Here is a 12310-nt window from a genome sequence, read left to right on the forward strand (position 1 = left end):
ACGCTTCATCTGTTTCGTGATATGAATACTTATTCCGCCTGTGTAAGCCCGACCCAGCCCGGGGCCGGTACGGAGCCGGCCGCTGCGCCGGCTTCGGCCAGCCAGAACCGGCACGTGCATGTGCAGCGCCTTGGAATGGTAGCGTATCAGCCTGCTTGGGACCTGCAGGAGCAGTTGCTGGCCGAAACGCTGGCCGTAAAAACGCGCAACCGCGACGCAGCCGCAGCCGGGCAGTCTCCGGAAGCCACCCCCAACCACCTGCTGCTGTGCGAGCATCCGCACGTGTACACGCTGGGCAAAAGCGGCAAGCCCGAGCACCTGCTCCTGGATGAGACGGGCCTGGCCGCGCATGCTGCGACATTCCACCGTATCAATCGGGGTGGCGACATTACTTACCATGGTCCCGGTCAGCTGGTAGGGTATCCCATCTTCGACCTCGACAACTTCTTCACCGATATTCATCGTTACCTGCGGTTGCTGGAGGAGGCCATTATCTGCACGCTGGCTGATTATGGCGTCCGCGCCGGCCGCATTGCCGGGCTTACCGGAGTTTGGCTCGATTTTGAAGAGGGTGCGGCCAATCCGCGCAAAATCTGCGCAATGGGTGTGAAGTGCAGCCGCTGGGTAACCATGCACGGCTTCGCCCTGAACGTGAACACCGACCTGAGCTACTTTGGCCACATTGTTCCTTGCGGTATCACCGATAAAGCCGTCACCTCGCTGCAGGCGGAGTTGGGCCGCCCAGTACCGATAGCCGAAGTGCAGGAACGGTTATTGCCCCACCTGGCCCGTCTGTTTGGGGCCGAGTTTGTATAGCGTACCTAATTGCATGAAAAAGGATATTGCATTTGAGCCGGTAGAAGGCGTTTCGGTAGCTATTGTGCCCGATGAGCGGGCCGCTACCACTGAAGGGCAACCTGGCTGGCTGGTGTATCTGCTCAACCAGAGCGATTTTCCGCTGCAGAACGTCATCGTCAGCTCCAACGGGTACGGTACCAACGCCGAAGGATCCCCGGTGCGCACCTCCACGCTCCGGCATTCCCTGCCCGAAGTGATGCCCCGAACGGCCACACCCATTGAGCCAATTGATCCGGCCCTATTTCACCTGAACAACCAATATTGGGTGAGCTATTACGTCGGAGCTCAGGTGTTTGACAAGAAGTTCATCTTCGTGCCCGATTCCATCGTGGAGGAAAATCTTACTCCCATTGCGCTGCTGAATCAGCCCGGCGTACTACACAGCTAATCGTATCTTTGCACGGCTGCGGAGTACAGATGCCCGGGCCTGATTCAAAACTGCCGAACCACAATGAGTAAACTCGAAATTCAGTTGGGCTTGTCCTTTTTGTGGGCGTTTCTAGTGGCATTATTCGCTGTTCCGTCCATCATTTACGTTGCCCACCTGAAAAATATGCTCGATACGCCCAACGCGCGTACCGTGCATGAGTCGCTGACGCCGCGCCTGGGCGGCGTAGCCGTGTTTGCGGGGTTCATGTCGGCCCTGACCATTTTTGCACCCCTGCACATCCGCAACGGTATACAGGAACTGTTGGCTGGCTGCATCGTGCTGTTTTTTGTGGGCCTCAAAGACGATTTGGTGAGTATTTCCGTCTCCAAAAAGTTTGTGGGCCAACTACTGGCCACCGGCATTGTCATGATTATGGCCGATGTGCGCATCACCAGTTTTCAGGGCATTTTGGGTATCAATGAATTGCCTATCGGTATTAGTTATGCTTTCACGTTTTTTGCCATTGTGGGCATCACCAATGCTATCAACCTCATCGACGGACTAGATGGCTTGGCGGGCAGCATCGTACTCATCATCTGCGCTACGTTCGGTTACTACTTCTTCCGTTACGGCGGCCCCGAGTTTCAGAGCTATGTATTTGTGGCCGTATGCGTAATCGGCGGGCTATTGGGTTTTCTGCGCTACAACTTTCACAAAGCCAATATTTTTATGGGCGACACCGGCTCCCTGGTATGTGGCTTCATCGTGTCAATTCTCACTATTCAGTTCATTGAGATGGGCTTGAAAGTGGGGCAGCCGTTCGGCTCTTCGGCGCCTTCAGTTGCAGTAGGGGTGCTGTTCGTGCCCTTATTCGATACGCTGCGGGTGTTTATTGTGCGGATGATGGCCGGCCGCTCCCCGTTCTCCCCTGATAAAAACCACGTTCACCACCGGATTCTGGCCATGGGATTCCAGCAAATTGGTACGGTGCTGCTGCTGGGACTGCTCAACATCTTGGTGATTTTGTTCGTCATCAACTTCGCCTACCTCGGCAACACCCTGCTCATCATCACGCTGATTGCTTTTTCGTTGCTGCTGAGCGTGTTTCTGGGTGTGTACCATAGCCGGGCCGAGCGGCAACGGGTGGCCTCGTAAGCATTAACCTCCGCAATAGTGCGTATCCGCTGGCGCCTTCGGGTCTGGGTTGTATGGTTGCTGGTGGTGAGCCTGTGGCCCGCCCTTGCGGCCACCGCTGCTGAGTACCGCCCTCTGCCGCCCGCCCCCCGGGCCGGCCTCACTGCCGACTGGCTGATTTTCGATGCTCCCCGGAATCGACTGATTCTGTACCTGCCCGATTATCACACCCCCACTCACGCCTATTACCAGTGGCTTTCCATTCGGCCGGGTAAACCGTTGCGCATTAGCTTCACGGCTCGCGAGAAGTTGAGCCTGTTTCTGGATAATCGGCTGGTATTTAGTGCAGATACAACCGCGCCCTACACAATAGATCTGGCTGCCCTTCTGCCAGCCGGTAGCTCAGCCGGGTCCCATCTGCTGTGCGTCTGGCAGCCGGATGCATTGCCAAACTTAGCCTCATTCACCAACACGGCCCCCGTTGTGAAATCTCCGGACGCCAGCCGCCTGACGCCCGGACCGGCGGGGGCCCAGCCCCGCCTGCGAGGGCACCAGGGGCAAAACGTATTCGTGGGGTTTCTGCTGCTGATTGGGCTTTGCTATGGGGCCCTGCGCGCCACCTATCAGCCCGGTTTCGTGCGCATTTATCAGGTGGATGGACTATGGAGCAAAGCTACGGCCGAGCAGGATTTCCTCGTTAAACCTACGCTTACCTGGCTCAACTTGGCCTTGGTACTGCTCTTTTCCCTGTCGTTTGCGCTGCTTCTGGTAGCTATTCACACCAATGTTCAAAGCATCGTGATTCTGCGGCGACTGTTCGACGTGGCGGAGTCCGCCATTGTGGTGCGGGTGCTGCTGTACACGGCACTGGTAGCCGGGTTTGTGCTTGGGAAGTATCTGTTTCTGGAACTGATGGGCTATATCTTCGATGTGACCGAACTGGTTACCCTGCAGTACCGGGAATTTATTCGCACCATCCTGTCTATGGGGCTGTTTTTACCAGTTGTGATGCTCCTGTATCTGGGCCTCAATCAGCGCCTCCCCGAAACCGTGCTCTGGGTGTCCAACGGAGTGGTTTCCTTGATGTTGATTGGAACGGTATTGCGGGTTGGGCGCACACTTCATCACAAAACCTCCCTCCTGAATCTGCATTTGTTTTCGTACCTTTGCGCCACGGAAGTAATTCCGCTGATCATTCTGCTCAAGCTGATCGTTTTCACTTACTAAGCCTTCTGCCGGTTTCGTCCGGTAGTACCTGCAACGCCCCCTTATTGCCTTAGACTTACCCACTTTCCTTACCTATGGCCGAGAGCAAAGACCAACCGGGGACGGGCCGTCACGCCAAGCGCATCTCCAGCATCCTGGTCACCCAGCCTAAACCTTCCAACGATGTATCACCGTATTTTTCCATTGCGGATAAATACGGTATCAAGGTAGATTTCCGGGAGTTCATTGAGGTGCAGCCGGTTTCCTATAAGGATTTCCGGAAGGAGAAAGTAAACATCCTGGAGCACACGGCCGTCATCTTCACCAGCCGAAATGCGGTGGACCATTTCTTCCGTATTTGCCAAGAAGCCAAGATTGAAATGCCCGCCGAAATGAAGTATTTCTGCATTTCGGAGCAGACCGCTAATTACCTCCAAAAGTACATCGTACTGCGCAAGCGCAAGCTTTTCGTGGGCCAGCGCACGGCCGTTGATCTTTTTGAAGTAATCAAAAAGCACAAAGGCGAGAAGTTTCTGTATCCCTGCTCGGACATTCGCAAGGATGACATTCCCGAGTTTATGCGCGCCAACGGCTTCAAATTCACCGAAGCCGTCATCTACCGCACCGTTGCCAGCGACTTGTCGGATTTGTCGGATGTGAAATACGATTGCATTGCTTTCTTCAGTCCCTCCGGCATTAGCTCACTGTTCATCAACTTCCCGGATTTTGAGCAGAACGGCACCCGAATCGCCGCTTTTGGTCCCACGACTGCCAAAGCAGTGAAGGATGCAGGCTTGGAACTGGACATAGAAGCCCCCCAGCCCAATGCACCTTCCATGACGGGTGCCATCGAAGCCTATATCCGTCACCATCATGGCGCGGAACTGGCCAAGGAAAAGAAAAACAAGTAACCCGCTATTTATCTGAGGCAAGAGGAAACAGATTTCTGTTTCCTCTTGTCTTTTCGTTATCTTAGTTACGGGTGGTTATATTGCCTGCTGCAGTATGCCACCTTTTTCCTGTCCCTGCGTAATTAGCCTGAAAACGGCCCTTATATGAAGAGAATACTATCTATTGTTTTTTTCTCTTCCTGTGCGCTCCCGGCCCTGGCGCAGCAGCAGCCCCAGTTCAGCCACTATGGCTTTAACGGTATGTTTCTCAATCCGGCATACGCTGGTATTAAAGGCCAGGGTGATGTTACGCTGCTTGGACGACAACAGTATATTGGCTACACTGGCTCCTTTGACGAAGGAGGTTCTCCTAGAACAGCCGTGCTTACGGCCAATCTGCCTGTAGCAGCCCTCGGTGGTGGACTCGGTATTAGCGTGTACCGGGATAAACTCGCTCAATTGGCTATTACGCACACAGAGCTGTCGTATTCCAAGCACATAAAAGTGGGCGAAGGACGACTCGGTATCGGTGTGCAGGGCTCTTTTAGCAACGTGTATCACGGAAAATACCGGCCCTTGGACGATAATGACCCGCGCGTACCATTTGAAGGATCTGACTATAAATTTGATGCTGGAGCCGGAGCGTGGTATGAATCAGACAAGCTGTATGCAGGACTTAGTGTAAATAACCTGCTGCGCTCAACCTACAAGTTTGCTACGGAACTGGCAAGTGAGCGTACCGCGCAGTTCACTGCCGAAAATCATGCTTACCTGACCGCCGGATATAATATTGAAGCTTCCTCATCCGTTGTCGTTACACCAACTGTGTTAGTCAAGACGGTGTTTCCTGGTAAACTTGGTGACAACAATAAATTCTCGTTTAAAAACAACTCGTATGAGGCAGGGGTAAGAGCTACGTTTGATGATCGGTTTTGGGGTGGATTAGGGTATCGGTCAGGCGAGTCGCTTACTGCTCTGGGAGGAATCAGCTTTGCGAAAGACAATGCGATGCGGGTGGGATTAGCTTATGACTTTATTGCATTTAATCAAGGTGCAAGAGCAACCAGTTCTCTGGAAATAATGCTTTCCTACCGTCTGCCAAAGCCGGGTCTTGCTGTTCGGCCAGCCATCCGCACACCGCGCTATAGCTTCTAAAAAAGAGGTTTCGTTAGCCGGAATCACCACCACTGAATTGGCGCCTCACACCTGTCACAGAATTTCTTTAACTCCCTGCTACCCATTGTTTAACTGGCTGGAAGGTTAGTTCGCAGACAAAAGGTTAGCATTGAGCGATAGGCTTGCGTACGAACGTACGATTCGTTAGCTTTGCCAGCTCGAAAAATTGTAATCTTTGGATATCGCCGCCTCGACCGTCTTTTTCTTTCTCACATGAACAAGTTTCTCGTATTGCCTCTCGTCGCTCTCTCGACGCTTATCCTGGGGGGCTGTGGTTTCGGTAAAGGACCGCAAGGCGACCTGGTTGGGGCGGAGGATCGTCCGGAGTTCAATCCCCAGGAAGTGCCCTACGGCATGGTTCCCTGCCCCGGTGGAACGTTTCACATGGGCCAGACGGACCAGGACATTTCGGCTTCGATGGTGAACATGAACAAGCAGGTGACTATCGCCGGCTTCTACATGGACGAAACCGAAATTACCAATAACGAATACCGTCAGTTCATGAATGCTATCCGGCAGGACTCGATTGACGTGCTGGGGGAAGAGTATGTGATGACCGAACTCTACCCCGATACCACGGTATGGGTACGCGACTTTACCTATCATATGGGTGACCCCTTGATGGAGTATTACTATACCCACCCCGCTTTCGACGATTACCCGGTTGTGGGGGTAGACTGGTTTGCCGCCAAGTATTTCTGCAACTGGCGCACCAAAAACAAAAACGCCGCCAATGCCGAAGCCGGACTGGCACCTACGCCAAATTTCCGTTTGCCCTCCGAGGCAGAATGGGAATACGCAGCTCGTGGTGGTCGTGACCTGGCGACATATCCTTGGGGTGGCCCGTATCTGCGTAATTCCAAAGGCTGCATGCTGGCTAACTTCAAGCCTGGCCGGGGTGATTATGCTTCGGATGGTTACGCGTACACTTCGCCGGTAGGCTCCTTCTTCCCCAATGATTTTGGCCTGTACGATATGTCGGGCAACGTATCGGAGTGGTGTGACGACGCTTACATGGAAGCATCGGTACCAGTAGTATGGGACATGAACCCTACTAACCCCGATGACAATGAACCTCGCAAAGTAGTACGCGGTGGTTCTTGGAAAGACATTGCGTATTTCCTCGAGACAGGTACCCGCAATTTCGAGTATCAGGATTCGGCCCGCTCATACATTGGTTTCCGCACAGCCATGATTCAGATTGGCATGGGCACCAACGAAAGCCTTAACTAGGAGCCTTTCACTTGCCCAACTCTGCAAAGCACACCCATACAACCCTTCCGCGTTTTTACGAACACATTACCACAACAAACTTCTTTTTTTCAACACCACAATCACATGGCAGCTAAAGGCGGTAGTTTTCTGTACGATGTATTGATGCCTAAAGTGTACGGCATCGGCGCAGCAGTAGTAATTGTAGGGGCATTGTTCAAGATTCAGCACTGGGAAGGTGCCAGCGAGATGCTGATCGTAGGTCTGGGTACGGAAGCCCTGATCTTCCTGCTGAGTGCATTCCAGCCGAACCCGAAAGAGGTAGACTGGTCGTTGGTATACCCCGAACTGAGCGAAGGCTATGATCCTTCCACCAACAGCAACCGTTTTGTGGAGCAGGGCACCGGCACGGGCCTGACGCGCAAGCTGGACGATATGCTGAAAGACGCTAACGTAACTCCTGAGGCTATTGCTTCGCTGGGCCAAGGCCTGAACCGCCTAAGCACTACTACCCAACAACTCTCCACCCTTGGCGACGCTACCAGCGCTACCGACGAGTACACCTCGAAAGTTCGCACTGCTGCTCAGTCGCTGGAGCGTATTAACGAAGCTTACTCGACCACGGCTCAGGCGATGACGGCTATGGCCGATGCTACCAACGATGCTCGTGAGTATCATGTACAGGTGCAAAACGTGACCAAGAACCTGGGCGCGCTGAACGCAGTGTACGAAATGGAGCTGCAGGATGCCAACACGCACCTGAAGTCAATGAACAAGTTCTACGGTACCTTGGCCCAAGCCATGGAGAACCTGACCGAAGCTGGCAAAGAAACTGACCAGTTCAAGCAGGAGGTAACCAGCCTGACCACCAATCTCAGCTCGCTGAACCGCGTGTACGGTAACATGCTGAACGCTATGCGCGCTACTAACTAAAGTAGCCGCACACCATATCGTTTCAGATAAAGTTCCACTAGTATAGCATAGGTAGACACGATGGCGGGAGGTAAAGAGACTCCACGGCAGAAGATGATCGGGATGATGTACCTCGTACTCACCGCACTTCTCGCCCTACAAGTAAACTCAGCAATTCTGCTGAAGTTCAAATTCCTTGACGACAGCTTGGCCGCTATCAACGGTAAAGTGTCGAAAGCGAATGATGGTACTGTAAAAGGTATTAAAGCTCAGGTTGAGAAAAACCGGAACCAAGCTCGTGATTTGGCGGTGCTCAAACAGAGTGAAGAAGTACGCAGTGAAACTCAAAAAGTAATTGCCTACTTGTCAAGTGTTCGTCAGCAACTGCTGGAGAAAACGGAGAACAAGGGCAAGAACGAGTTCAAGAATATGAGCGCCGAAGACAAAGTGGCGGAACTCATGCTCGGCGCTTCTCAGAACGGTGTGGGTTACAAAATGAAAGGTGAGTTGAACAAATACTCAACATACATCAAGCAATTTGTACCTAATGCTGGTCCTTTGGCCCTGGATGCCAAAGAAGATCCGATGGTGACTGAGAAAGAGCAGAAGAACAAAAACTTTGCTCAGTTGAACTTTGAGAATACTCCGGTAGTCGCGGCTTTGGCTGTGTTGTCGCAGAAAGAAGCAGAAGTACTGAAATACGAATCGGATGCGTTAAACGCGCTATCGGCCAAAGTTGGTGGTAACGTAATCGTATTTGATAAAATTGGAGCTTTTGCTAGCGCCGAGTCGAACACAGTAGCTGCCGGCACTAAGTACAAAGCAGAGCTGTTCCTGACGGCTTCGGCCTCGGGCCTGAACCCGACGATGACGCTGAACGGCTCGCCCCTGCGCGTTAATCCGGACGGTCACGGTCTGGTTGAATTCACTGCTCGTCCCGGTAACTTCGACCAGGCTGGCAACGCCAAAGGTTCTTGGACTGGTACCATTCGCTTCAAGCAGAATGGTCGCGACACTACTTTCACTAAGAAGGTAGAGTACACCATCACCAAGCCGGTAATGCAGATTCAGTCGGCTTCGGTACAGGCTTTGTACTTCAAGTGCGGTAACAAGCTGAGTGTACAGGTACCTGCACTGGGTGCCCAGTATGACCCCAGCTTCTCGGCTTCGGGTGCTTCTACCATTAAAGGTTCGGCTAAAGGCGAGGTAACGCTGGTGCCCAACTCACGGGAAGTAACGCTGAACGTAAGCAGCGGTGGTAACCCCATCGGTTCGCAAACTTTCCAGGTACGCCCCATTCCCAAGCCTGAAATTCAGTGCTGGGTGGGTGGCCGTCCGGCCAACGAGAAGCAGGGTACCCCGATTACGGCTGTTCGCAACATGAACCTGAAAGCTGTACCGGATGCTGGTTTTGCTACCTTCCTGCCGGATGACGCTCGTTTCCGGGTATCCAGCTACCAGGTAACGCTGGTACGTGGTAAGCGCCCGGCTATGCCGCCCATCAGCGTGAATGGCCCCAATGTTGACCTGACCAGCGTAGTAAACACCGCCCGTGAAGGCGACCGTCTGTACATTGAAGTAAAAGGTGTACAGCGTCAGAACTTCCAGGGCAACATCGAGGACGTAAACGTTTCGAAGCAGTTCAATATTCCGCTGCTGTAAGCGTTACTGGTTCTGAACTATCCCTCGCGCTTTTTTGATTACCCAGGTATGAACAAATTCCTCTCCTTCGCCGCTCTGACGGCCGGCCTGACGCTGTCGGTGGCAGCATCGGCTCAGGAACAAGCTACCACCGCGAGCAGCAATGGCTCGTACCGCCCGATTCCGAATTCGGACATCATGTTCCGGAAGACCATCTGGCGTGCAATCGACCTGCGCGAAAAGCAGAACAAGCCGATGTTTGCGGAAGGCAAGGAAATCAGCCGCGTAATCATTGATGCTGTAAAGCGGGGTGAGCTGCAGGCCTATAAAAACGACTCGCTGACGTCTACCTTCTCCTCAAAGGAGGTAATCGGCAACATGTCGTACGCGGAGGCTAGCGCTGGTCTGAGTGATGAAGAGCGTGCTGCTGGTTTCTCGGAAGACACTGGTGATGGATGGGGCACTCCAGCTCCTAAAAAAGGTGCTAAAGGAAAGACAACACCCAAAGCGCCTACTGCACCCCCGAGCTACGAATACCGCCCGAAGGACATCTATCAGATGGAATTAAAGGAGGATATGATTTTCGACAAGAAACGGTCGAGAATGTATCACGACATTAAATCCTTGACTCTACTGGTTCCTTCCACGCTGGGCTCGAACACTTCCGGTATTGAAAAGCCAATTGGTACGTTCAAGTACAGCGACCTAGTGCGCGTGTTCCGGGCTAATCCGGACAAGGCTATCTGGTTTAACCCCCAGAACGATGCCCAGCATAAGAACCTGGCTGATGCGTTTGAACTGTGGCTGTTCAACTCCTACATTGTGAAGGTGTCGAACCCCAGCGACTCGCGTTTGGATGAGGTGTATGGCGGACAGCAGCAGGGTATTCTGGCTTCGCAGCAGGCCGCCGCTGACCTGATCGAGTACGAATACAATCTGTGGTCTTTCTAGAGAACTGATTTCACAGATTTCCCAACGATTCGTTGGTAGGTTTCTTAAAACAGCAAGCCCCGGCCAGTTATGGTCGGGGCTTGTTGTTTAGTTGAATTGAGGATAATCAGGAAGCTGAAGTGGGAGCATCTGGCTGGCTGAAATAGTCGAGCAGGATGCGGGCTTTGGCTTTGCCTACTTCAGCGGTTAGTTCCTGCTCGGTCAGCTCCTTAATTTTCTTAACAGACTTGAACTTGGTCAGCAACTTATCGGCGGTTACGGGACCGAGGCCTTTGACGTCGGTCAGCTCGGTTTTGAGGGTGGCGGCGTCGCGGCGGGAGCGGTGGAAGGTGATGCCGAAGCGGTGGGCCTCGTCGCGCATGCGCTGGATGAGGCGCAGGGTTTCACTTTTCTTGTCGATGTAGAGGGGCAACGGGTCGTTGGGTACGTAGATTTCTTCCAGGCGTTTGGCAATGCCGATGATAGGTATCTGGCCCCACAGGCCAAGGTCCTTCAGGGCTTTTACACCCATGCCCAACTGGCCCTTGCCGCCGTCCACAATCACCAGCTGTGGGAGGCTGGCTCCTTCGTCCAGCAACCGACGGTAGCGGCGCGTTACGATTTCGTACATCGAATCAAAGTCATTGGGGCCCACCACGGTTTTGATGTGGAAGTGGCGGTAATCTTTCTTGCTGGGCTTGGCGTTGCGAAAACACACCATGGCGGCCACCGGATTATCACCCTGGAAGTTGGAGTTGTCGAAGCACTCGATGTGCTTGGGTAACTCCGTGAGGCGCAAATCCTTCTTCATGGTTTCCATGATGCGCACCTCATTCAGGTCTTTGCTGCGGTCATTCATGCTTTCCTTTTCCTTGCGCAGGTACAGCACGTTCTTCAAGCCCAGCTCAATAAGCTTGCGCTTGTCGCCAATCTGGGGCTGGGCAATGCTGACGCCGGGCAGCGGTAGGCTAGGAACGGGAACATTAGTCAGAATCTCCTTCGACTCACTCTCATATTCCTGGCGCATCTGCATAATGAGCGGGGCCAGAATTTCGTCGTCGGGCTCGTCAAGCTTCTTCTGTACCTCTACTGACTGCGTAAGCACAATACTGCCATTCATCACTTTGAGGTAGCTGATAAAGGCCGATTTCTCGTTCGACACGATGCTGAATACATCGATGTTCGACAGAGACGCATTCACGATGGTGCTCTTGCTCTGGAACTCATCCAGCTTATCGAGCTTCAGCTTGTACTGGTGGGCCAGCTCATACTGCTGATCCTGAGCGGCCTGGGTCATCCGCTCCCGGAAGTACTGCTTGGGCAGGCGCAGGTCACCGTTCAGGATCTGCCGGATCTGCTGGATGTATTGGTTGTAGGTCTCTTCGTCTTGGTTGCCGACGCAGGGGCCTTTGCAGTTGCCCAGGTGGAACTCCAGGCACACTTTAAACTTGCCGGCCTCAATGTTCTGGGGCGAGAGGTTGTAGGTGCAGGTGCGTAGCGGATACAGGGCCCGAATCAGCTCCAGCAACAGGTTCATGCCTGTTACATTGGCGTAGGGGCCGTAATAGCGGCCCTGACCGGGTATCTTGTTGCGGGTTGGGATGAGGCGCGGAAACCGTTCGTTGGTGAGCAGCAGGTACGGATAGGTTTTTCCATCTTTCAGCAGAATGTTGTACTTGGGCTGGTGCTGCTTAATGAGGTTGTTCTCGAGCAGAAAGGCATCCGATTCCGAATCAACGATGGTGAACTCAATGCGGCGGATGTTCTTGACCAGCTGCTGGGTTTTCTTGTTGTGGTCCTGCTTGGTGAAGTAGCTGCTCACGCGCTTACGCAGGTCAATGGCCTTGCCCACGTAAATGATTGTATCCTCGTCGCCGAAGTATTTGTACACGCCGGGACGGTGCGGCAACTGACGGATTTGGTCTTGCAGTTCGGGGCGGGCGGCCATAAAAATCACGGAAGGTGCAGGTGGTTGGGATGC

11 protein-coding genes are annotated in these 12310 nt (G+C 53.3%); 10 read left to right on the forward strand and 1 reads right to left on the reverse strand.

Annotated elements, in window-relative coordinates; genetic code table 11:
- The first annotated feature begins 21 nt into the window (after nucleotides 1-21).
- The 10 genes from lipB (at nucleotide 22) to gldN (ending at nucleotide 10350) form a co-directional block, all read left to right on the forward strand.
- Nucleotides 22-816: a lipoyl(octanoyl) transferase LipB gene (gene lipB / locus ACN19L_RS13865; RefSeq protein ID WP_426490094.1), complete on the forward strand. Its 795-nt coding sequence runs from the start codon at nucleotides 22-24 to the stop codon at nucleotides 814-816.
- Between the two features lie 13 nt (nucleotides 817-829).
- Complete coding sequence (locus tag ACN19L_RS13870; protein ID WP_426490095.1) at nucleotides 830-1246, forward strand: hypothetical protein; 417 nt, start codon at nucleotides 830-832, stop codon at nucleotides 1244-1246.
- A gap of 63 nt (nucleotides 1247-1309) precedes the next feature.
- Nucleotides 1310-2383, forward strand: coding sequence for an MraY family glycosyltransferase (locus ACN19L_RS13875; RefSeq protein WP_426490096.1), 1074 nt, complete (start codon nucleotides 1310-1312; stop codon nucleotides 2381-2383).
- Between the two features lie 18 nt (nucleotides 2384-2401).
- Nucleotides 2402-3589, forward strand: a complete 1188-nt coding sequence (locus ACN19L_RS13880) for a DUF4271 domain-containing protein (protein WP_426490097.1) — start codon at nucleotides 2402-2404, stop codon at nucleotides 3587-3589.
- Between the two features lie 74 nt (nucleotides 3590-3663).
- On the forward strand, nucleotides 3664-4479 hold the full coding sequence (locus ACN19L_RS13885; protein WP_426490098.1) for a uroporphyrinogen-III synthase: 816 nt from the start codon (nucleotides 3664-3666) through the stop codon (nucleotides 4477-4479).
- A gap of 144 nt (nucleotides 4480-4623) precedes the next feature.
- Nucleotides 4624-5613 carry a PorP/SprF family type IX secretion system membrane protein gene (locus tag ACN19L_RS13890; RefSeq protein ID WP_426490099.1) on the forward strand — a complete coding sequence of 330 codons (990 nt, stop codon included), beginning with the start codon at nucleotides 4624-4626 and terminating at the stop codon, nucleotides 5611-5613.
- 234 nt (nucleotides 5614-5847) lie between these two features.
- On the forward strand, nucleotides 5848-6867 hold the full coding sequence (locus ACN19L_RS13895) for an SUMF1/EgtB/PvdO family nonheme iron enzyme (RefSeq protein WP_426490100.1): 1020 nt from the start codon (nucleotides 5848-5850) through the stop codon (nucleotides 6865-6867).
- Between the two features lie 105 nt (nucleotides 6868-6972).
- Nucleotides 6973-7779 carry a gliding motility protein GldL gene (gene gldL, locus ACN19L_RS13900; RefSeq protein ID WP_226270724.1) on the forward strand — a complete coding sequence of 269 codons (807 nt, stop codon included), beginning with the start codon at nucleotides 6973-6975 and terminating at the stop codon, nucleotides 7777-7779.
- A gap of 60 nt (nucleotides 7780-7839) precedes the next feature.
- The gene (gene gldM / locus ACN19L_RS13905) at nucleotides 7840-9420 is read left to right on the forward strand and encodes a gliding motility protein GldM (protein WP_426490101.1); all 1581 of its coding nucleotides are present in this window, start codon (nucleotides 7840-7842) and stop codon (nucleotides 9418-9420) included.
- Nucleotides 9421-9468: 48 nt separating this feature from the next.
- Complete coding sequence (gene gldN, locus ACN19L_RS13910; protein ID WP_426490102.1) at nucleotides 9469-10350, forward strand: gliding motility protein GldN; 882 nt, start codon at nucleotides 9469-9471, stop codon at nucleotides 10348-10350.
- A gap of 106 nt (nucleotides 10351-10456) precedes the next feature.
- On the opposite strand, the gene uvrC is transcribed toward gldN, so the two are convergent.
- Nucleotides 10457-12277 (reverse strand): excinuclease ABC subunit UvrC, encoded by a 1821-nt coding sequence (gene uvrC / locus ACN19L_RS13915; RefSeq protein ID WP_426493586.1) that lies wholly within the window; start codon nucleotides 12275-12277, stop codon nucleotides 10457-10459.
- Nucleotides 12278-12310: the final 33 nt, after the last annotated feature.

It is taken from the genome of Hymenobacter sp. 102, from assembly GCF_049949205.1.
Taxonomy (GTDB): domain Bacteria; phylum Bacteroidota; class Bacteroidia; order Cytophagales; family Hymenobacteraceae; genus Hymenobacter.

Bases quoted from the DNA above. Each gene is read 5' to 3' on its own strand.
- lipB (WP_426490094.1), top strand. From the start codon at position 22: ATGAATACTTATTCCGCCTGTGTAAGCCCGACCCAGCCCGGGGCCGGT.
- ACN19L_RS13870 (WP_426490095.1), top strand. From the start codon at position 830: ATGAAAAAGGATATTGCATTTGAGCCGGTAGAAGGCGTTTCGGTAGCT.
- ACN19L_RS13875 (WP_426490096.1), top strand. From the start codon at position 1,310: ATGAGTAAACTCGAAATTCAGTTGGGCTTGTCCTTTTTGTGGGCGTTT.
- ACN19L_RS13885 (WP_426490098.1), top strand. From the start codon at position 3,664: ATGGCCGAGAGCAAAGACCAACCGGGGACGGGCCGTCACGCCAAGCGC.
- ACN19L_RS13890 (WP_426490099.1), top strand. From the start codon at position 4,624: ATGAAGAGAATACTATCTATTGTTTTTTTCTCTTCCTGTGCGCTCCCG.
- ACN19L_RS13895 (WP_426490100.1), top strand. From the start codon at position 5,848: ATGAACAAGTTTCTCGTATTGCCTCTCGTCGCTCTCTCGACGCTTATC.
- gldL (WP_226270724.1), top strand. From the start codon at position 6,973: ATGGCAGCTAAAGGCGGTAGTTTTCTGTACGATGTATTGATGCCTAAA.
- gldM (WP_426490101.1), top strand. From the start codon at position 7,840: ATGGCGGGAGGTAAAGAGACTCCACGGCAGAAGATGATCGGGATGATG.
- gldN (WP_426490102.1), top strand. From the start codon at position 9,469: ATGAACAAATTCCTCTCCTTCGCCGCTCTGACGGCCGGCCTGACGCTG.
- uvrC (WP_426493586.1), bottom strand. From the start codon at position 12,277: ATGGCCGCCCGCCCCGAACTGCAAGACCAAATCCGTCAGTTGCCGCAC.